Source organism: Streptomyces sp. Q2 (assembly GCF_056820935.1).
Map to the genome: position 1 here is coordinate 1 of NZ_JBXEJE010000087.1, position 17615 is coordinate 17615.

Consider the following 17615-nt stretch of genomic DNA (forward strand, 5'->3'; position numbering starts at 1 on the left):
TGCCCCCAAACAGCACCGCGGGACAGACGTAACGGAGTCCTACTAGTGCTTCATTCCTCAAAGGACGTACATATATCGGCGGCGTAAGCGCCGTGGGGGCGGTGCGGTTCTGCCCCAGATCCAAGGTCGGGCGCGGGCGTTGAGCTGGGCTGTGGCCACTTCGGTGGCGTGGGTGATGTGGTTGCGGTCGCCGAAGGAGCGTCCGGCCAGGGCGGTCTTGCGGAAGATGCGCCACCAGCCCTCTTGGAGGTTGAGCCAGCAGGCACCGACTGGGATGAACACGTGATGCGGGGGAGCGGCCCGGCGGTGGAACCAGTGCTGCTTGTGACGGGGGTGTTCGACCAGGTCGGCCCGGTCTTCGTCCTTCCTCTCCGCCTGCACCGTCTGCCCGCGGGAGGTGTCACGTTCGCTGGTCAGGCCACCGGGTTCCCGTTCGGCTGCAACAGAGCCGCGCCGGGACGGTTTGGGCCCACGATGTGCCGTGCGGCGGCGGGTGGTGCGGCGTGTACCGGCCAGGATCAGGCTCAACCCGAGCAACGCCGCCGCCCCGACGACGATGCCGTAGAGGAAGAGGGTGCCGGTGGAGCCGGTGACGTCGACACCGAAGACAGAGAATCCGCCGGTGAACTCGTGGGCGCTGCCACTGTTGGAAAGAACGCCGGCGACAGCGATGACCACCGCGGCGACGAGGATGATCATGGCGCGCTCCTGGGATCTGCTTCCTCTCCTCACGGTAGAACCGTTCTGCCCGGCAGGGGCACCACCCCAGGAGGCGTAGCGTTTTGGTCTTCTTCCTGGTTCTGCTCATCTGCGCCATCGCGCTGATCGTCATCGGCGCTGCCGTCGACGGCATGCTGTATCTGCTCTCCACCGGCGTGCTGCTCCTCATCGCCGCCGTGCTGTCTGTACCTGCTTGTGCGCTCGGTATCGCGCTCGCGCCGGCGCCCGGCCCACTGACGCGCCTTGGTGGATGGCGGACCGCCGCTCCACATGCGCTCGGAGACGGGGGCTGGACGGTTCGCTGCTGTTGTGTTGACCAGTGCGTGGCGACGGCCCGGCCCATAGGCGAGCCTGGCGAGGAGCCGGCAGATCAGGCTTGGATCACTGTTACAGGCGGCGCCACCGAGCGGAGGCGAAGGAGAAGACGCCGAAGAGGATCAGCCCGACCGCGACCGCGACCAGGAGCCATGGCCCCACCGGTGTCTGCGTGAAGCTGCGGAGCGTCGCGTCCACGCCCTTGGCCTCGTCCGAATCGAAGCGGACGGCAGCCACCAGGATGAAGATCCCAGCCGCGGCGAACACCACGCCCCGTGCCACGCCTCCACCCACGCCCAGAGCGGTGACGACCTGCTTCGTACGGTGGCTCATGCTGCCGGTGTCCAACTGCTTCAGGAAGCTCCGCATGGCCGCCCGGACGGCGAGTACCCCGCCGATGCCGATCAGGAGGCAGCCCCCGGCTCCCACCAGCACCTGCCCGTACGCCAGTTTGAGCGCCGATGCTGTCCAGTCCTGCGACTGCGCGTTGCCGCTGGAGCCCTGGCCGCCACCAGCGGCGTACACCGCCGTGGTCCAGCAGACGAAGGCGTAGAAGACCGCCCGCCCGCCGTCCAGCACGCGCGAACCCGCCTTCCGCTGAGGCCCCCTGGTGAGGACTGCGCGGGTACCCCGCCACAGCGCCATGGAGGCGAAGCCGACCACCATCGCCCACAGCATCACCTTCCCGAACGGCTGCTCCGCGACCTGGGCCAGCGCGCCCTGCCGGTCGGCCGACTCGCCGTCGCCGCTTCTGAGGGCGATCTGAAGGGCAAGGGCGCCGATCAGGACGTACACCACACCCCGTGCGACAAAGCCCGCTCGCCCCGCGGCGGTCAGCGTCTCGTTCTGGGTGTTACGGGCCGCGGACTTCACGGCCTGGCCGCGCCCTTGCGTGTTGGACGAGGTCACGATGTCCTCCCCATGGTGCGGGCGCGCGATACGCGTCCACTACCCCCCAAGTGCCCCGGGCCAGGCATTTGATGTGCGCAGCGGACGAGCGCGGCCTGGACGGGACAGGATGATTCATCGGTCATCGTCTTGGACGTCACCGGCGTAGCACGGGTCACTTCCGGCGTGGGCCTGGAGGGCCGAGCCCTGTGCCGCACCGGCCTCCGACTCTGCGACGTACCGCCCGACATGTCGAGCGTGAAGAAGGAAGGGGAGTTGTCCTGGCCTTCAGGGTCGTTGCCGACGAGCCCGCTGTTTCAGTGCCTGTGCCACGCGCGGGAGTTCCTCGTGCAGCAGGCGGCCCGTCAGGGCACCGCCGAAGACGACGACACCCACACCGACCAGCCAGGACTGGACGACCAGGACGGTTCCGAAGGGGCCGTAGGTGACGGCACTGGATGCGATCAGGGGTGAGAAGACGAGCCGGGAGAAGACCCGAAGACCGAGCAGCCCGAGCGCCGATACCACCGCGCCGGGAAGGAGGGCGTTCCAGGCGATTCGCCCGCCGAGCAGCATCTGCTGCGACCACCAGAAGAACAGGACGGCGCTCAGTGTCGCGGCCAGCGTGCCGGCCGGTGAATGGCGCCACAGGGTGGTGGTGGCGGTCAGGTAGAGGGACCCGACGAGCACGGCGAGCCACAGCACGTGCCGCCATCTCGCGTACCAGCGGGCCGGAGGCAACTCCCAGATCTTCTCGTAGCCGGTCTGCACCGCCGCCCCGAAACTCAGACCGAAGACAGCGAGAGCGGCAAGGCCGAAAGCAGTCGTGGTCTGCAGCACCTGGCCGGGCCGCGCGAACAACTTCCCCACCTCCTCCCTGGCGGCACTCGACACACCGAGCCCGTCCCCCAGCCACTGCGCGAACCCCCGCCCTTGCTCCGGAACGGCTGCGGAGACGACGATCAGCAAGGGCACCAGCGTGAGGAACCCGAGCGCCGCAAAACCCAGCGACCTCGGCCCCAGTTCGATCTCTCGGCTCCGCCGCCATCCCCGCCCGGCCGGCGAATCACGGAACACCCGGCACCGGAAGACTCCTTCGGTATCCAAGTCGCCCATCACATGGGGCGCCATCACCGACAGCCGTGAACGCATGATCCGGTCACCGCCGCTCCAGCGCGTGAAGGCGCCGCAGCGCGCGACGCCACTCGCGCCGTATCGCCTCGGGGAGTTCCTGGCCCTTCGTGGTGGCGACCAGGGCCGCAGCCACGTCGCGGAGTTTGACGTTGCAGTGCTGCGACACCTCCACGAGCAGGTCCCAGGCTCGCTCACTGGAACACGCCGCCAGGACCATCACCATGCCGCGGGCCTGGTCGATCACCGCACGACTTACCAGCACCTGCTCCAACTGCTTGTTCTTGCCGCGCAGCTCGACGACCTCGGCCAGCAAAGCCGCATCCCCCCCCGAAGCCACAGCCGTCAACAGGGGCTGTTCTTCACGGGGCGTGGTCAGCTGGTGCATGGTGCGTACCTCACAACGCAGTCCTCAAAAAGCAGTCAATCGTGTCCATGAGCGGTCCGGACATGGGCTGCTTCGAGCACACCGACCTTGTGGCCTTCGCTGTCGACTACGTCGCAGTTGCGCCACTCACGGACATCGGCTGCGTGGATCACAGCCCTCCCCTTCCGGACGGCTCATCTGTCAGTCGTGAGTCGCACCCCCGGTCTTCCGCGTAGAGCCGCCGCAGTGCATCCCGCAGTGCCCGCTGCATCAACGGCGAGAGCGGCTCCCCCTCCCAGTCGGCGACCACGGCTGCAGCCACGTCCGGAAGCTTGGTGTTGCATGGCCGTGCCATGTCCATCAGCAGGTTCCTGGCCGACCCGCGGCGGCAGGGGGCCAGGACCATCACCATGCCGCAGGCCTGATCGATGACCGCGCGCCCGGCCAGCGCCCGCTGCAGCTGTTCGATCTCGGCGCGCAGCGCCACGACATCCTGAGCCGCCGCATTCCCCGTCACGGCCTCGGCCCTCAGATCCCACCAGTTCTCCGGAAGCATGGTTGTGCGCTGCATGGCACGTACCTCTCGACGATTTCGGCGCGTCCGGCTGGGCGGAAGCCGTCCCGGAACCTCTGGATGCTCGGGTGCAACTTCATCGGTCACCCGCGGCGTTCGTAGTCCCGACGGTCCTCGCGCCTACAGCGCGCCCGGTGCCGACGGCTGTAGCGACGGTCCCAGCGCTCCTGACGGTCTCGGCGGTGCTCGTAGTCCCGGTACGGCCCGACATCGGAACCGTCACCACGGATCCAGCCTCCACCACGGTCCCGGCCGTGCCGTGTGGCACCGAAGACCAGCACCGCCGCGACCCACCACCAGAGGGGATTGAGGAAGCCGCTGCCGAACAGAATCAAGATCAGGATGAGAAGCAGAACGAACACGGCGGGCCTCCCGGAACGGAACAAAGCGTCACTGCCGGGGGCCGGGGCCTGTTCGAACAGCGTAGCTCTGCCGAGAGACTGCGGATAGCGCCCCATGTAACGGTCTTCCGCCCTGGACAGATGGCCACTTGCCGTCTGTCCGGGGAGTGCGGTCAGGGCTAGCGTGTGCGGTACGGCCCGAGCCCCCGGCAGCGTCGAACACCTCTCGCGCTCCTTCGAGGGCGCACCTCGCGCATCAGTGCCGGAACCGCCCCGCCCCCCAACGGGCCGCCCCCGCCGTCGCCACTCGATCCCGGCGCCGCACCGATGCGCCCCATGCGGGCATCCCCCTCCGCTGCCCGCCGCGTCGCACGCAGCCACCGCAGGCGGTACGCATGTACATACTGATCGTTCCGGCTTCTGTCCCCTTCGTCCTGCTCGCCACCGTCATGGGCCTGTCCTGGTGGGAAGACCGCATCCTGCCGGCGGCGCCGGCCGAGCCGGTCGGCCATCCCGCAAAGGCTCCGTTTGTCCCAGCGGCCCCTGCCCCGCTCGCAGAACTCTCCCGTGTCGACACCACGTTGACAAGGGAGGTCGCCGGGCGTTGACTGACAGCACGGCGTAGGGCTATGCCACTCCGGATCACTCGGTCGGCGCATTCCACCTTCCCGCTTCGCCCGGACCCCGCGGAACTCAGGAACTTCCCGCGATCTGGAGGCCCGGCAATGCTTTGGATTCTTCTCCTTCTGCTGATCCTGGTGGTGTTCGGCTTCGGCTTCACCATGCAGACCCTCTGGTGGGTCGCCGCCGTACTCCTGGTCGTCTGGATCGTCGGCTTCGCCATGCGAGGGCGCGGCAGTGGCGGACGCGGCGGTGGACGCCGTGGCGGCGGCCGCCGGTACAGCCGCAGTCGCGGATAGCCCACACCAGGCGCTCTCCCGCCCTCCGCGACGGTGGCCTGTACGGCGATCACGCGCGGGAGCCCATCCAGCGAACGAGCAGAGGACAGCCATGAGCCTCGGACAGACGATCAGGCACAAGACCCAGGCGTTCAAGGGCCGGTTCACCGAACGCGTCGGCCGGACCACCCGCAACCGGCGACTGCAGCGCGAAGGCAGGACCGACCGGGTCTCCGGAAACCTCAAGCAGTCCGGCGACAAGGCCAAGGACGCCTTCAAGCACTGACCACAAACGCCCCGGGTGGTGCCCACGTCGCGTGGCCGCCACCCGGCAGGCCAAAGCGGAATCACTCACAGGAAATGACGGGAACGGCAATGAAGCCAAACAATCTGCGAGCCGAGAGCCAGAGAAGGCAGCCATGCTCACCATCGTGATCATTGCCGTGATCGTCATCGCGGCCGTCGTCCTCTTCCTCGTCGGACGTGGACGCATCCGGGCCGGCGGAGGACACGGGCTCAAACACCGCTTCGGACCCGAGTACGACCGTGCCGTCGCCGACCACGACGGCGACACCAAGGCGGCCGAGCAGGAACTCGGCGAGCGCGTCAAGCAGCACGGCTCCCTCGATGAGCAGCCGCTGTCGCCCGAGGCCCGTGCGCAGTACAGGGCTCAGTGGGCCGACGTCCAGGAGCGGTTCGTCGAATCACCGCAGAAGGCCGTCACCGAGGCGGACGCACTCCTTGCCGGCCTGGCGAGGGACCGCGGCTTCCCCGACGGCGAGCAGTTCGAGGAGCAGTTCGCCGCCCTCTCCGTCCACCACCCCGCCCATGTCCACGGCTACCGCAGCATGCACACGGCCGCCCGCGGACAGAGCGGTACCGAGGAAATGCGGGAGGCCATGGTCGAAGCCCGAAGCCTCTTCGAGGCACTGGTCGCCGAACAACCGGCCGACCCGGACCAGGGCAGCTCGCAGACTCCTCAGTCCCGCGACGGCAACGGCCACGCGCCATGGGCACTGAACCGACCCCACGCGAAGGGAAACAACACCTGATGTCGCAAAACGCCGAACACGCACGGCAACCCCAGCCCGGAAGCCCGGACCCCTCGGCGCCGCGCAACCCGCAGGCGCCGCAGAGCCAGCGGGCCCCGCAGGCACCTGTCACCAAACCTGCTCACGAACCGCGTGAACCCGCCACCAACGCCGCCAACGCCGGCCGCCCCAGCCCCGATCGCGAGCCGACGCCGGAGATGCTCCCGCAGGGCGAACGGGACAAGCTCACCCTGCGCCTCCAACAGGCCCTCAACACCTTCGTCGACAGCCCACGCCAGGCCGTGGAGGAAGCCGACAGCGTCTTCGACGAAGTCACCACCCACTTCACGAACACCCTCACAGAGCAGCGGCGCGTCCTGCGATCGGGCTGGCAGGGCCAGGACACCGAAGCGCAGACCGAGGAACTACGGGTCGCGCTGCGGCAGTACCGGGAGATCACCGAAAGGCTGCTGCACATGTCGGCACCCGCCGGCCGGTGACACCGTCCTCCCCGCAGGAAGCACAGCCGCCGCAGGAAACCGGTAGATGAACCACACCGGCCAACCGCGGCGGCCGTGTGCTGCTGAAGCACTCAGCCTGATCCATCCGGCGGCTCCGAGACGGCCCGGTCCTCCAACCGTGCGGCGTGCCGCCTGACGAACTGCGGCAACACCACCCACAGACCGCCGCACACCAGCAGCGTCGCACTCCCCGCGATCACACCCTCGACCCGGCCGAACACCACGTCGACGACGAGCAGCACGGAACCGGTGAGGGTCAGCATCAGGACGCTCATACCCGCCCCCGCCAGCCGTGAGGAGATCATGACGATCTCAGGCTTGGCCCCGCGCTGGAACAGCGTGCGGTGCAGCGCGGCCGGAGTGGTGAACAGGGCCGCTGCGAGCACCGCGAGCAGCAGCGTCGTGATGTACATGGTGCGCTGCGCCGTGTCGAGCGCGGAGAAGCGGGCGGTGAAGGCCAGCGTCAGCAGGAACGCGAACAGGATCTGGACCCCGGTCTGGATGATCCTCAACTCCTGGAGCAGCTCACCGTAGTTGCGGTCGGCCCGCTCCAGCGTCGTCTCCTCGCGCGGCGTACGGGAATTCTCCTCAGCCATGTCCCGGCAACCTACTCGAAGGCCACGCAACGGTCGCCCGGCCGGACAGAGCATTCCGTTTGACGGTCGCAGCGACGATGCTGCGGCGGACGCGGACGTCCTGGTATCAGCGGATGTAGTCGGCCGCGCCGTTGGCTTCGCGGAGCTGGTTGCTGAGCTGTGCTGCGGTGGCTGCAGCCTCGGCTGCCTCAGTCCCACTGACTACGAGGCCGCTCTCGCGGCGTGAACACCACACCGATGGTGTCCGTCAAAGCGGAACAAGCTCAGTCCTGGATCGCCGTGCCTTTCCGGGCCGTTCGTCTCGGATCGGCGCGGGCCGGACAGCACGGCCGCCCGTCGCCACGGTGGGTGAACGGCGCCCGCCCGCAGGCCGCAGGCGAGCGAGAGCGGCACGCACAGCACCAGCGCGGCATACGCGGCCACCCACACGTCCGTCACGCCGACCGTGCCGTCGACGACGGGTTTGCCGCGGCGGCCAGCCGCGATGTCCCGGCGCGCGTCGAACGCGCCGTTGCACCAGCCGACGGACAGCTGCTCGGTCAGCACGGCGGCGGCGGTCAGCACACAGCTCGCGGCGCTCTGGCCGGCGGTGACGGCGAGCGCGGCCATCAAGGCGGTGACCGCCACGACAGGCCCGGGGTGGCACGACCTGGCCAGGCCACCCACCCGGCCGGCCCAACCCGCGACCGGGCCGCCGGCCGTCGACTGCTCGGGAGTGCCCACCTGGCCGATCGATCGTAGGCGCCTGGGCCCCACCCGGCCGGAACACGCGCCCCCGGGGCGAACGGCTGGACGGGCGTTTCATGGTGTCGAAGTCCCGGTCCGGGGAACATGTGGGGAGCAACTCACCCGAGTTGGTAACCGGACGGGAAGCATATGACGCGGATCGCCGCCGTTCACGGTGCCCTCGCACCGCACCGTCGCACCCAGTCCGAGATCACCGACATGGTCGCCCGCACCTGCCTGCCGGAGGGAACCGACCGCAGGGTTCTGGACCGGCTGCACCTCAGCGCGAAGGTCGGCACGCGTCACATGACGCTGCCGCTCGAACGGTATGGGGAACTGGACGGATTCGGCGCCGCCAACGACGTCTTCATCGCCGCTGCCACCGACCTGGGTGCCAGGGCCGTCCAAGACGCACTGGACATGGCGGGTCTGACCGCAGCCGACGTGGACCTGCTGATCTTCACCTCCGTCACCGGCATCGCCACCCCCTCGATCGACGCACGGCTGGTCGGCCGCCTCGGGCTGCGGCCGGATGTCAAACGGCTGCCCCTGTTCGGCCTGGGCTGTGCCGGCGGCGCAGCCGGCCTGGCCCGTATGCACGACTACCTGCTGGGCCGGCCCGACCACGTGGCGGTACTGCTGTCCGTCGAACTGTGCTCGCTCACCTTCCAGCGCAACGACGCCTCCATGGCCAACATGGTCGCCACCGGACTGTTCGGCGACGGCGCCGCCGCGGTCGTCGCCTGCGGCGCGAACCGCCCGGGCCGCCCGGACGAGACCGCCGGCCCGACGATCGTGGACACCCGCAGCCACCTGTACCCGGACACCGAGCGCGTCATGGGCTGGGACATCAAGGACACCGGCTTCCAGGTCGTCCTCGACCCGCAGGTCCCCGACGTCGTACGCCGTTACCTCGCCGAAGACGTCGAGAGGTTCCTCGGCGACCACGGGATCAAGCCGAAGGACGTGACCGCCTGGGTGTGCCACCCCGGCGGCCCCAAGGTCCTTCAGGCCGTCACCGACGCCCTCGACCTGCCCGACGATGCACTCGATGTGACCTGGCGTCACCTGGCCGATGTCGGCAACCTGTCCTCGTCATCGGTGCTCCACGTACTGCGCGACACCCTGGCCCAACGCCGCCCACCGCCGCCGGGCACGCCGGGTCTGCTGCTGGCGATGGGGCCCGGCTTCGCCTGCGAACTCGTCCTGCTGCGCTGGTAGTTCGGCCGTCGAAGGACACGAAGGACATAGGGACACATGATCTGGTAAGGACTGCTGGTGGCCGCAGTCGTCGCCGAGCGCGCCGCCGAACTCGTCGTGGCTCGCCGTAACGAACGGTGGAGCACCGCCCGCGGCGCGATCATCGCCGGGCAGGGCCACTACCCGGCGATGGTCGCCCTCCACACCGGCCTGCTGATTGCCTGCCCGGCCGAGGTGTGGCTGGCCGACCGGTCCTTCGTACCCGCCCTGGCCTGGCCGATGCTGGCCGGACTGGTGGGCGCCCAGGTGCTGCGGTGGTGGTGCATCCACGCCCTGGGACCCCGTTGGAACACCCGGGTGATCGTCGTACCTGGCCTGCCGCTCGTGACCGGCGGCCCCTGCCGGTGGCGGTGGCTGCGGCACCCGAACTACGTGGCCGTCGTCGCTGAGGGCCTGGCCCTGCCCCTGGTGCACACCGCCTGGGTCACCGCGGCCGTGTTCACGGTACTCAACGCCGTGCTGCTCACCGTGCGCATCCGCTGCGAGAACCGGGCGCTGGCCGCCGCGATCCCCGCCGACCACGACCGTGCCGGCGTGATCGACGTACTGGTGGCTGGCGGTGGACCGGCCGGTCTGGCCGCCGCGATCCACGCCGCGCTCGCCGGCCTGGAGGCCGTCGTCGTCGAGCCCCGGACCACGCCCGTGGACAAAGCCTGCGGAGAATGCGTCATGCCTGGCGGAGTCGCCGCGCTGAGAGCACTGGGCGTCGAGGCCAGTGGCCGCGAACTGCGCGGCATCCGCTACGTGGACGGTGCCGTCCGCGCCGATGCGTCCTTCCGCGGTCACAGCGGGCTGGGGATCCGTCGTGCGACGCTGCACGCCGCTCTGCACCAGGGCGCTCTCGGCCTCGGCGTGCGGATGCTGCCGGGCAAGGTCGGCGAGGTGCGCCAGAACGCGGACACGGTCACCGCCGCCGGAACCACAGCCCGTTGGCTGATCGCCGCCGACGGCTTGCAATCCCCGGTGCGCCGCGGCCTGGGGCCGGAACTGCCGGGCCGCCCCACGGCCGCTATGGGCTGCGCTGGCACTACCGCGTCGAACCGTGGACGGACTTCGTGGAGGTCCACTGGTCCCGGCACGGCGAAGCCTATGTGACACCGGTCGGCGACGACCTGGTGGGCGTCGCGGTCCTCAGCCGCAACCGTCGCGGGTACGACGAGCACCTGGCCGACTTCCCTGCCCTCACCGCCTCGCTGCGCGGCCCGGCCACGACGGAGATACGCGGCGCCGGACCACTGCGCCAGCGGGTGCGGCACAGAGTCGCCGGCCGTGTCCTGCTCGTCGACGACGCCGCCGGCTACCTGGACGCCCTCACCGGCGAGGGCATCGCCCTCGCACTGGCGACGGCCGGGGCCGCCGTCCGCTGCCTTGCCGCCGGACGAGCGGACGCATACGAGCACACCTGGACCCGGCTGACCCGCCGCCACCGGCTGCTGACCGGAGCCCTGCTGGCCGCGAGCCGCCGTCCCGGCACCGCCCGCCTCATCGTCCCCGCAGCATCCCGATGCCCCCGGTGTTCTCAGCAGCGGTCCACGCGCTGGAGTAACGGTAGGCAGGCCCTGGAGACCGCCTGGGTCCCGTGGCCGAGCACAGAGATCGTCTCGCCCTGTGGCCCGGAGGCCCGCTGCAGCCAGAAACTCGCCTCGGCCGGGAGGGAGGCACGAGCGACTGGGCGTCCTGTTCTCCTTCTCCAACCTGCCTGCCGGGTCTGCGAAGACCGACTGCAGTGCACCGGCAACGCCGACGGCCGAGGCCGCCGCAACGTCCTCCTGCCGCAGCCCTTGCAAAAGATCCGGACCTCAGTCCGACGCGAGCAGCGGCCTTCCCGTCATGGGTCCAAGTACAGTGCAGGGCACCGGGTATGAGCGCGCTGTTACACTTCGACATTGTCCACATCCTGAGATGGGGCGGCTTCGGGCCGTCTGTCGCACTGGGGCAGGACTATCATGCTGTACAAGCGTCCCAGACCCCGGCGGCTTGTCGTTTCGCGACACAGATGGCTGCGTGGAGCGGACCTCTCGTCCGTCACCCGACGCATCCCTGGAGAGAACCGGGCGGGCCCTATATTCTGTTGCGCAGGCCCTCGGACCGGCCGTCGTTCCGCCTCCGCCGCACGTACGCCCCTGCCAGCAGCGCGCCAAGAGGAGCCGGGACTCCCGGCGTCCCCATCTCGCTGCCGGATGGTCTTTGGAACCGAGGCGTCATGCCCCTCCCACGGCTCACCATCTATCGTCATGACCGACGGAAACGGGCACTGATCACCCTGGCTGGTGAGATCGACCTGGAATCGGCACCGCTGGTGTGCGCAGCACTGGCGCGATGCCTGAGCGACGGCATCCGCATCGTCGATGTCGACCTCACCCCTGTGACCTTCTGCGACTGCAGCGGCCTGAATGCCTTCCTCTACGCCGCGCAGCGGACCAGGGAGGCCGGCGGGATCCTACGACTGCACAACCCGCCACCGTCACTGGCGCGGATCCTCGAGCTCACCGGCTGCGGGTTCCTGGTTGTCGGCCTTCCGCTCGGGCATCTGCCACCGTCTCTCGGGGACGTCCCTGACCCGGTCGCTCCAGCCCTGCCGGACCGGAGTGTTCCGCTGGTGGCTGTCCTCACGGGCGATGTGCGGTGAAGGCCCAGCCCAGGCGTGGGCAGCCGCACGAGCCGCATGCAGGCGAGTCGTCCACCATGGACGCGGTGCGGTTGCGCCGTGTGAACCGCTGGCTGGCGCAGGACTTGGGCGGGGAGCTGGCGGACCTGTACGTCGACTCCCGCGAGACGTCCGCTGCTGAGGCGTACCGCAGCCGTAGCCGCCTGGACTTCCTGAACCGTCTCACCGGCGACATCCGGCGGCCGGGGTTCGCCATGGTGATCGCGGAGACGGACCATCTGGTGGGATACGCCTTCGGGTTCCCGGTGGCCAGTGACGGCATCTGGTGGCTCGGGTTCGACGGAGCACTGCCGCAGAGCATCGAGCAGCTCACCGTGTCCGGCGGCGTCTTCGCGATCACCAGCATCCTGGTCCAGCCACACCCACAGCACCAGGACGTGGCCCGCCGTTTGCAGGAGCGGCTGCTGAGCGGCGACCAGGCATCCCTCGGCGCCACCTTGGTGGATCCGGGCGATCACCCGACCCTCGCGTCGCTCCGCTCCTGGGGATGGCTGGACATGGGAGAGGTGTGGCGGCCGGCGGGCCCGACCATGTTCCGTGCGCTGGTATTCCCCCTCGGAGAACGAACCACGGCGCGGCTGGAGGGCCTGGCCCACGATGCCTGGACGCGGTGGCCCGGATGAGGGCCGACAGCCGGTCGGCCCGCATCCAGGTGCTGGTCGCCGAGCAGGCGGCCCGACGCGGCGCCCCGGTCGGTGTGGTGGACGTGTGCACCGCGGCCGTGGCCGCATTGCCGGTCGGCGGAGCCGGGGTATCGGCGATGTCCAAGACCACCGCAAGCCATCCGCTGTGCAGCACCGACACCATCAGCGAGCAGTTGGAGGAACTCCAGCTCACCCTGGGCGAGGGCCCCTGTGTGGACGCCTTCACCCACGGCTCGGCCGTCCTGTCCCCCGATCTGCTGACCGGCGGGCTGCAGGACCGCTGGCCCGTGTTCGCCGACGCGGCATTGGAAGCCGGGGCACGCGCCGTCTTCGCACTCCCCCTGCAGATCGGGGCGATCAGCCCGGGAGTTCTCGACCTGTACGCCGACGTGCCGACCGTGCTGGACGCGGAGGAGCTGGCCGACGCGCTGGCGTTCGCTGATCTCGCGACGCTGCTCCTGCTCGACGCGCGGATCGACGAGACGGGCGCGCAGGCCGGCGCACCGTCACCGGACCACGGCTTCGAGGACCTGGGCGGATACCGGGCGGAGATCGACCAGGCCACCGGCATCCTCACCGTCCAGCTCGAAGTCGGCATCGACGAAGCCTTCGTCCGGCTGCGCGCCTACGCCTATACGCAAGGGTGCCGGCTCGCCGACGTGGCCGCCGACGTGGTGGCCCACCGGCTCCGATTCTCCCCGGACACGGAACCGAAACGGACGGACGATGACGCCTGACGCACGGGCTCCGGACGATAAGCGTGCTGCGCTTCCCGCCCCCTCCCGGCGGTACTAGTCTCAATCGAGGGTGACACGATGAATCAGCAGCTCCTGGCCAAGACCTTCGTCGAGCTGGCGGACAACCTGGTCGCCGACTTCGACCTCATCGATTTCCTGCGCCTGCTGACCGACCGCTGCGTGAGCATGCTCGATGCGAGCGCCGCCGGGGTGCTGCTCGCCGACCGGGACGGCAAACTCCGCGTCATGGCCGCCTCCGACGAACAGGTGCGCCTGCTGGAGCTCTTCCAGCTCCAGAACGACGAGGGCCCCTGCCTGGAGTGCTTCAGTACCGGCGCACCGGTGATCGTCCCCGATCTGACCCGGGAGGTCGACCGCTGGCCGCATTTCGCAACAGCGGCCCACCGCAGCGGCTTCGGCGCCGTCCAGGCCCTGCCCATGCGTCTGCGGGACGAGACCGTCGGTGCGCTGAACCTCTTCCGCGCCGCCCCCGGCTCCTTCGACCCGCCCGCCACACTCATCGCCCAGGCCCTGGCCGACGTCGCCACCATCAGCCTCCTACAGCAACGCTCCACCCACCGCAGCACCGTCCTCAACGAACAACTGCAGACAGCACTCAACAGCCGCGTACTGATCGAGCAGGCCAAGGGCAAACTCGCCGAACGGCAGAGCATCGACATGGAACAGGCGTTCACCGCGCTGCGCGGCTACGCCCGCGCCCACAACCGGCGACTGTCCGATGTGGCCCGCGCCTTCATCGACGACTCCGAACCCCTCCCCGGGCTGGTGGCCTGACCATCCTGGCGCGGGCTGTCGCCTTCGCAGACGCTGCCGAAGCGGCTCTGGCAGTGGCTCGGGGCAGCGTTCACAGCCGGCGCCAGCGAGCCGAGGCGAAGGAGAAGACGCCGAAGATGATCAGTCCGATCGCGACGGCGACCAGGAGCCACGGTCCCGCCGGTGTCTGCGCGAAGCTCCGGAGCGTCGCGTCCACGCCCTTGGCCTCGTCCGGATCGAAGCGGACGGCTGCCACCAGGACGAAGACCCCGGCCGCGGCGAACACCACGCCACGCGCCACGCCTCCACCCGCGCCCAGAGCGGTGACGACCTGCTTCGTACGGCGGCTCATGGCGGCGGTGTCCAACTGCCGCAGGAAGCGCCGCATGGCCGCCCGGACGGCGAGTACCGCGCCGATACCCCTCAAGAGGCAGTCCGCGGCTCCCACCAATACCTGGCCGTACGACAGTTCGAGCGCTGCTGCCGTCCAGTCCTGTGACTGCTCGTTGCCGCTGGAGCTCTGGCCGCCACCGGCCGCGTACACCGCCGTGGCCCAGCAGACGGCGTTGTAGAAGACCGCCCGCCCGCCGTCGAGGAGTCGCGAACCCGCCTTCCGCCGGGCCCGGTGGTGAGCAGGGCGCGGGCTCCCCGCCAGAGCGAGATGGCCGCGAAACCGGCCACCAGCGCCCAGAGCATCGCTTTCCCGAAGGGCTGAGTCGCGATCTCGTGCAGCGCGCCCTGCCGGTCCGCCTGGCCGCCGCCGCTCCCGACGGCGATCCGGATGGACAGCAGTCCGATCAGTACGTACACGATGCCGCGCGCGACAAAGCCCGCTCGCCCTGCGGCGGTCAGCGTCTCGCGCTCCGTGGAACGGGCCGGGGACTTCGCGCCCTGGCCACGCCCTTGTGTGTTGGACGACGTCACGATGGCCTCCCCATGGTGTGGGCGCGCGATACGCGCCCACCGCCACTGGCCTTGTCGCCGGACTGCTTGAGGTTTCCGGAGACCTGGTCGGTCCTGCCGTGCCGCTGCAGTCGCCTGTTGCGGTTGGCCCGGCCGATGCGTTCGGTGACCCGGCCCTTCAATGCCTGTGCCTTGTGCCTGATTGTCCGTCCGACGCTCATGGCAGCCTCCTGCTTGTCTGGTGAGTGGGCGCCCGCGCGTGATCGCCGTACAGGTCGTTGTTCCTGCGGGCAGGATCGAGCTCCGGAACGGACTACCTGCGGCTGTACCGGGGGCGGCCACCGCCGAGCCCGCGCATGGCGAAGCCGACGATCCAGAGGACCAGGAGGACGGCGGCGACCCACCACAGGATCTGCAGGGTGAAGCCGAACCCGAAGACCACCAGGATCAGCAGAAGGAGAAGAATCCAGATCATTGCCGGGCCTCCGGATCGTGGGGATTTCCTGATTTCCGCGGGGTCCGGGCGAAGCGGGAAGGTGGAATGCTGCGCCCGAAATGATCCGGAGTGGCATGGCCCTACGCCGTGTTGCCAGTCAACGCCCGGCATCCTCCCTTGTCAACGCGGTGTCGACACTGAGGAGTTGTGGGAGCTGGGCAGGGGCCGCCGGGGTGAACGGAGCCTCGGCGGGTGGTCCGGCCGGCTCGGTCGGCGACGTCGGCAGGATGTGGTCCTCCCACCAGGACAGGGCCATCACGACGGCGAGCAGGACAAAGGGGGTTGAAGCAGGAACGATCAGCGCGTACATGCGTGCCGCCTGGTTTGGGATGCGTGCGACGCGGCGGGCAGCAGATCGTTGCCTGCTTGAGGCACATCGGGCGCGCCGGGATCGCGTGACGCTGAGTGTGTGCGGGAACGGCCTCGCTCGTGACGCGGCGGGTCCCGGCATCGATGCGCAGGGTGCGCCCCCGGAAGGAGCGCGAGAGGTGATCGACGCTGCCGGGGGCAGGGGCGGCATGTTCGCACGCTAGCCCTCGCCGCGGTTCCCCGACAGGTGTCAAGCAGCTATCCATGCCGGGCAGATGCGCTGACCTCGCACGGTATCCACAACCGTTGGGCAGGACTACGCTCTGGTGTGAGGCCCCAGTCCCCGGTATCGATGCAGTGTCCAACTCCCGGGGAGGCCCACCGTGTTCGTCCTGCTCCTCATCCTCATCGCCGCCCTGTTTGGCCTCGGCTTCCTTCACCCGATCTGGTGGGTGGCCGCAGCGGTGCTGGTCTACGGCGCGACCCGGCACGCCCGCGATCGTGGCGGAGGCTGGAGCCGCGGCGGCGGTTCCGATCTCGGGGACTACCGGGACTACCGGGACTATCGGGATCGTCAGGACCGCTGGGACCGCCGCTACAGCCGCCAGCACCGGGCGCGCTGGAGGCGCGAGGACCGTCAGAACCACGAACACCACAGGTGACCCCGTGGAGTGGCCGGCGGCCACGGTTCCCGGACGGCTTCAGCCGGGCCGGACACGTCGAACCCATTGAGAGGTACATGCCATGCATCGCACAACCCTGCTACATGAGGACTATTGGAAACTGCGGGCCGAGGCCACGTGGGGGAACGCAGCCGCGGGAGAGGATCTCGTCGCACTGCGCACCGAGAACGATCAGCTGCGGCGGGCGCTGGCCGGCCGCGCGGTCATCGACCAGGCCCGCGGCATGATGATGGTCCTGACCCCCTGCAGCCGCGGGACGGCCAGGGACCTCCTGGTCGACATCTCTCGGCAGTGCAACACCAAACTTCCGGAGGTGTCCGCGGCCATGGTCGCCGCCTGGGAGGGCAAGCCGCTCCCGGAGCGGCTACAGCGGGCGCTGCAGCGTGCCCTGCGGCGGCTTTACGCGGAAGACCGACGGTGCGACTCGCCCGCCGGCCGATGAGCGGTCCAGGTAGGGAGAGGCCATGATTCACGCAGCCGACGTCCGGGAATCGCGCAACCGCGATGTCGTCGACACCGAGTCGCACAAGATCGGTGTCCTGGAGGCGGTCTATGTGGACACCACCACCGACGAGCCGGCCATGGCCACGGTACGGACCGGACTGCCCACCCGACACCGGCTGGCGACGTCGAAGACGGTGTCGTGCTGCATGAGTTCGCTGGGCCGCTCGGGATCCAGGACGCCTACGGTTCCAGCGGCAGTGGTGCCGTGGCTGTCGCCGACGGCCCAGACGAGGGACTGTCCAATCAACGAGCGGTGTACGCAGGGTTGTTGGGGTCAGTGTCGTGCTGCGCTGAGACGGTATTCTCCCTGCCCCCTCAAGTCGTGGGCGAGGGCGACCTGTTCGCCCTGACCGTCTCCGGCGACAGCATGGTCGACGCGGCGATCTGCGACAGTGACATCGTGACCGTCAGGCGGCAGGACAGCGCCGACCACGGCGACATCGTCGCTTCTAGGACTTGTCCGGTCGATCATGTGACCACTCCGTCTCTGGGTCGTTGATGTGGACATGGGGCGGGGTGATCTGAGTG

23 protein-coding genes and 6 pseudogenes are annotated in these 17615 nt (G+C 69.4%); 15 read left to right on the top strand and 14 right to left on the bottom strand.

The window, feature by feature from the left end:
* Positions 1-57: 57 nt before the first annotated feature.
* The 7 genes and pseudogenes from ACWBNA_RS47010 to ACWBNA_RS47040 form a co-directional block, all read right to left on the bottom strand.
* Positions 58-699, bottom strand: coding sequence for a hypothetical protein (locus ACWBNA_RS47010; RefSeq protein WP_482710751.1), 642 nt, complete (start codon positions 697-699; stop codon positions 58-60).
* Between the two features lie 408 nt (positions 700-1107).
* Positions 1108-1944, bottom strand: coding sequence for a DUF1206 domain-containing protein (locus tag ACWBNA_RS47015; protein WP_482710752.1), 837 nt, complete (start codon positions 1942-1944; stop codon positions 1108-1110).
* 267 nt (positions 1945-2211) lie between these two features.
* A complete protein-coding gene (locus ACWBNA_RS47020; RefSeq protein WP_482710770.1) occupies positions 2212-3039 on the bottom strand; it encodes a ribonuclease BN in 828 nt (275 codons plus the stop codon).
* A gap of 43 nt (positions 3040-3082) precedes the next feature.
* Entirely contained in the window at positions 3083-3442 is a 360-nt protein-coding gene (locus ACWBNA_RS47025) for an ANTAR domain-containing protein (protein ID WP_482710753.1), read from the bottom strand.
* 50 nt (positions 3443-3492) lie between these two features.
* Positions 3493-3594 (bottom strand): annotated as a pseudogene (locus tag ACWBNA_RS47030) (PRC-barrel domain containing protein); the annotation flags it as partial.
* Positions 3591-3992 carry an ANTAR domain-containing protein gene (locus tag ACWBNA_RS47035; RefSeq protein ID WP_482710754.1) on the bottom strand — a complete coding sequence of 134 codons (402 nt, stop codon included), beginning with the start codon at positions 3990-3992 and terminating at the stop codon, positions 3591-3593. The pseudogene ACWBNA_RS47030 and the gene ACWBNA_RS47035, both read right to left, overlap by 4 nt.
* 86 nt (positions 3993-4078) lie before the next feature.
* The gene (locus ACWBNA_RS47040; RefSeq protein WP_482710755.1) at positions 4079-4357 is read right to left on the bottom strand and encodes a hypothetical protein; all 279 of its coding nucleotides are present in this window, start codon (positions 4355-4357) and stop codon (positions 4079-4081) included.
* A 704-nt stretch (positions 4358-5061) separates the two neighbouring features.
* Here ACWBNA_RS47040 and ACWBNA_RS47045 point away from each other — a divergent pair.
* The 4 genes from ACWBNA_RS47045 to ACWBNA_RS47060 all read left to right on the top strand — a co-directional run bounded on the left by ACWBNA_RS47045 (position 5062) and on the right by ACWBNA_RS47060 (position 6766).
* Positions 5062-5256, top strand: a complete 195-nt coding sequence (locus ACWBNA_RS47045) for a hydrophobic protein (RefSeq protein ID WP_383877985.1) — start codon at positions 5062-5064, stop codon at positions 5254-5256.
* A 91-nt stretch (positions 5257-5347) separates the two neighbouring features.
* Positions 5348-5521 carry a CsbD family protein gene (locus ACWBNA_RS47050; RefSeq protein ID WP_356253952.1) on the top strand — a complete coding sequence of 58 codons (174 nt, stop codon included), beginning with the start codon at positions 5348-5350 and terminating at the stop codon, positions 5519-5521.
* A gap of 133 nt (positions 5522-5654) precedes the next feature.
* Positions 5655-6287, top strand: a complete 633-nt coding sequence (locus tag ACWBNA_RS47055) for a hypothetical protein (protein WP_482710756.1) — start codon at positions 5655-5657, stop codon at positions 6285-6287.
* Positions 6287-6766, top strand: a complete 480-nt coding sequence (locus ACWBNA_RS47060; RefSeq protein ID WP_482710757.1) for a hypothetical protein — start codon at positions 6287-6289, stop codon at positions 6764-6766. The genes ACWBNA_RS47055 and ACWBNA_RS47060 overlap by 1 nt, the downstream gene beginning before the upstream one ends.
* Positions 6767-6858: 92 nt before the next feature.
* On the opposite strand, the gene ACWBNA_RS47065 is transcribed toward ACWBNA_RS47060, so the two are convergent.
* Positions 6859-7383 (bottom strand): DUF6328 family protein, encoded by a 525-nt coding sequence (locus tag ACWBNA_RS47065; protein ID WP_482710758.1) that lies wholly within the window; start codon positions 7381-7383, stop codon positions 6859-6861.
* A gap of 201 nt (positions 7384-7584) precedes the next feature.
* A complete protein-coding gene (locus ACWBNA_RS47070) occupies positions 7585-8010 on the bottom strand; it encodes a hypothetical protein (RefSeq protein ID WP_482710759.1) in 426 nt (141 codons plus the stop codon).
* A gap of 249 nt (positions 8011-8259) precedes the next feature.
* On the opposite strand from ACWBNA_RS47070, the gene ACWBNA_RS47075 reads away from it, so the two are divergent.
* The 7 genes and pseudogenes from ACWBNA_RS47075 (at position 8260) to ACWBNA_RS47105 (ending at position 14213) form a co-directional block, all read left to right on the top strand.
* Entirely contained in the window at positions 8260-9330 is a 1071-nt protein-coding gene (locus ACWBNA_RS47075; protein WP_482710760.1) for a type III polyketide synthase, read from the top strand.
* 51 nt (positions 9331-9381) lie between these two features.
* A pseudogene (locus ACWBNA_RS47080) lies at positions 9382-9888 on the top strand (isoprenylcysteine carboxyl methyltransferase family protein); the annotation flags it as partial.
* Positions 9889-9903: 15 nt separating this feature from the next.
* Positions 9904-10915 (top strand): annotated as a pseudogene (locus ACWBNA_RS47085) (NAD(P)/FAD-dependent oxidoreductase).
* A 657-nt stretch (positions 10916-11572) separates the two neighbouring features.
* A complete protein-coding gene (locus ACWBNA_RS47090) occupies positions 11573-11998 on the top strand; it encodes an STAS domain-containing protein (protein WP_482710761.1) in 426 nt (141 codons plus the stop codon).
* A 56-nt stretch (positions 11999-12054) separates the two neighbouring features.
* The gene (locus ACWBNA_RS47095) at positions 12055-12660 is read left to right on the top strand and encodes a hypothetical protein (RefSeq protein WP_482710771.1); all 606 of its coding nucleotides are present in this window, start codon (positions 12055-12057) and stop codon (positions 12658-12660) included.
* Complete coding sequence (locus tag ACWBNA_RS47100) at positions 12657-13418, top strand: ANTAR domain-containing protein (RefSeq protein ID WP_482710762.1); 762 nt, start codon at positions 12657-12659, stop codon at positions 13416-13418. The genes ACWBNA_RS47095 and ACWBNA_RS47100 overlap by 4 nt, the downstream gene beginning before the upstream one ends.
* Before the next feature lie 78 nt (positions 13419-13496).
* On the top strand, positions 13497-14213 hold the full coding sequence (locus ACWBNA_RS47105; protein WP_482710763.1) for an ANTAR domain-containing protein: 717 nt from the start codon (positions 13497-13499) through the stop codon (positions 14211-14213).
* Positions 14214-14283: 70 nt separating this feature from the next.
* On the opposite strand, the gene ACWBNA_RS47110 is transcribed toward ACWBNA_RS47105, so the two are convergent.
* The 5 genes and pseudogenes from ACWBNA_RS47110 to ACWBNA_RS47130 all read right to left on the bottom strand — a co-directional run bounded on the left by ACWBNA_RS47110 (position 14284) and on the right by ACWBNA_RS47130 (position 15901).
* Positions 14284-14736, bottom strand: a complete 453-nt coding sequence (locus tag ACWBNA_RS47110) for a DUF1206 domain-containing protein (RefSeq protein ID WP_482710764.1) — start codon at positions 14734-14736, stop codon at positions 14284-14286.
* A 149-nt stretch (positions 14737-14885) separates the two neighbouring features.
* Positions 14886-15116, bottom strand: a pseudogene (locus ACWBNA_RS47115) (DUF1206 domain-containing protein); the annotation flags it as partial.
* Positions 15113-15316, bottom strand: coding sequence for a CsbD family protein (locus ACWBNA_RS47120; RefSeq protein ID WP_482710765.1), 204 nt, complete (start codon positions 15314-15316; stop codon positions 15113-15115). The pseudogene ACWBNA_RS47115 and the gene ACWBNA_RS47120, both read right to left, overlap by 4 nt.
* A 92-nt stretch (positions 15317-15408) precedes the next feature.
* Complete coding sequence (locus ACWBNA_RS47125) at positions 15409-15570, bottom strand: hydrophobic protein (protein ID WP_482710766.1); 162 nt, start codon at positions 15568-15570, stop codon at positions 15409-15411.
* 118 nt (positions 15571-15688) lie between these two features.
* Entirely contained in the window at positions 15689-15901 is a 213-nt protein-coding gene (locus tag ACWBNA_RS47130) for a hypothetical protein (RefSeq protein ID WP_482710767.1), read from the bottom strand.
* A gap of 382 nt (positions 15902-16283) precedes the next feature.
* Between ACWBNA_RS47130 and ACWBNA_RS47135 the strand changes: the two genes are divergently transcribed.
* From ACWBNA_RS47135 to ACWBNA_RS47150, 4 genes and pseudogenes are all read left to right on the top strand, one after another.
* Positions 16284-16562, top strand: a complete 279-nt coding sequence (locus ACWBNA_RS47135) for a hypothetical protein (protein WP_482710768.1) — start codon at positions 16284-16286, stop codon at positions 16560-16562.
* Positions 16563-16644: 82 nt separating this feature from the next.
* Positions 16645-17025 (top strand): ANTAR domain-containing protein, encoded by a 381-nt coding sequence (locus ACWBNA_RS47140; protein WP_482710769.1) that lies wholly within the window; start codon positions 16645-16647, stop codon positions 17023-17025.
* A 22-nt stretch (positions 17026-17047) separates the two neighbouring features.
* Positions 17048-17206: pseudogene (locus tag ACWBNA_RS47145) on the top strand (PRC-barrel domain containing protein); the annotation flags it as partial.
* Between the two features lie 173 nt (positions 17207-17379).
* Positions 17380-17538 (top strand): annotated as a pseudogene (locus ACWBNA_RS47150) (LexA family protein); the annotation flags it as partial.
* Positions 17539-17615 lie beyond the last annotated feature (77 nt).

Excerpts from the sequence above, each read along its gene's own strand:
- ACWBNA_RS47010 (WP_482710751.1), bottom strand. The coding sequence starts at position 699 with ATGATCATCCTCGTCGCCGCGGTGGTCATCGCTGTCGCCGGCGTTCTT.
- ACWBNA_RS47020 (WP_482710770.1), bottom strand. The coding sequence starts at position 3,039 with ATGGGCGACTTGGATACCGAAGGAGTCTTCCGGTGCCGGGTGTTCCGT.
- ACWBNA_RS47025 (WP_482710753.1), bottom strand. The coding sequence starts at position 3,442 with ATGCACCAGCTGACCACGCCCCGTGAAGAACAGCCCCTGTTGACGGCT.
- ACWBNA_RS47035 (WP_482710754.1), bottom strand. The coding sequence starts at position 3,992 with ATGCAGCGCACAACCATGCTTCCGGAGAACTGGTGGGATCTGAGGGCC.
- ACWBNA_RS47045 (WP_383877985.1), top strand. The coding sequence starts at position 5,062 with ATGCTTTGGATTCTTCTCCTTCTGCTGATCCTGGTGGTGTTCGGCTTC.
- ACWBNA_RS47050 (WP_356253952.1), top strand. The coding sequence starts at position 5,348 with ATGAGCCTCGGACAGACGATCAGGCACAAGACCCAGGCGTTCAAGGGC.
- ACWBNA_RS47055 (WP_482710756.1), top strand. The coding sequence starts at position 5,655 with ATGCTCACCATCGTGATCATTGCCGTGATCGTCATCGCGGCCGTCGTC.
- ACWBNA_RS47060 (WP_482710757.1), top strand. The coding sequence starts at position 6,287 with ATGTCGCAAAACGCCGAACACGCACGGCAACCCCAGCCCGGAAGCCCG.
- ACWBNA_RS47065 (WP_482710758.1), bottom strand. The coding sequence starts at position 7,383 with ATGGCTGAGGAGAATTCCCGTACGCCGCGCGAGGAGACGACGCTGGAG.
- ACWBNA_RS47075 (WP_482710760.1), top strand. The coding sequence starts at position 8,260 with ATGACGCGGATCGCCGCCGTTCACGGTGCCCTCGCACCGCACCGTCGC.
- ACWBNA_RS47090 (WP_482710761.1), top strand. The coding sequence starts at position 11,573 with ATGCCCCTCCCACGGCTCACCATCTATCGTCATGACCGACGGAAACGG.
- ACWBNA_RS47095 (WP_482710771.1), top strand. The coding sequence starts at position 12,055 with ATGGACGCGGTGCGGTTGCGCCGTGTGAACCGCTGGCTGGCGCAGGAC.
- ACWBNA_RS47100 (WP_482710762.1), top strand. The coding sequence starts at position 12,657 with ATGAGGGCCGACAGCCGGTCGGCCCGCATCCAGGTGCTGGTCGCCGAG.
- ACWBNA_RS47105 (WP_482710763.1), top strand. The coding sequence starts at position 13,497 with ATGAATCAGCAGCTCCTGGCCAAGACCTTCGTCGAGCTGGCGGACAAC.
- ACWBNA_RS47120 (WP_482710765.1), bottom strand. The coding sequence starts at position 15,316 with ATGAGCGTCGGACGGACAATCAGGCACAAGGCACAGGCATTGAAGGGC.
- ACWBNA_RS47125 (WP_482710766.1), bottom strand. The coding sequence starts at position 15,570 with ATGATCTGGATTCTTCTCCTTCTGCTGATCCTGGTGGTCTTCGGGTTC.
- ACWBNA_RS47130 (WP_482710767.1), bottom strand. The coding sequence starts at position 15,901 with ATGTACGCGCTGATCGTTCCTGCTTCAACCCCCTTTGTCCTGCTCGCC.
- ACWBNA_RS47140 (WP_482710769.1), top strand. The coding sequence starts at position 16,645 with ATGCATCGCACAACCCTGCTACATGAGGACTATTGGAAACTGCGGGCC.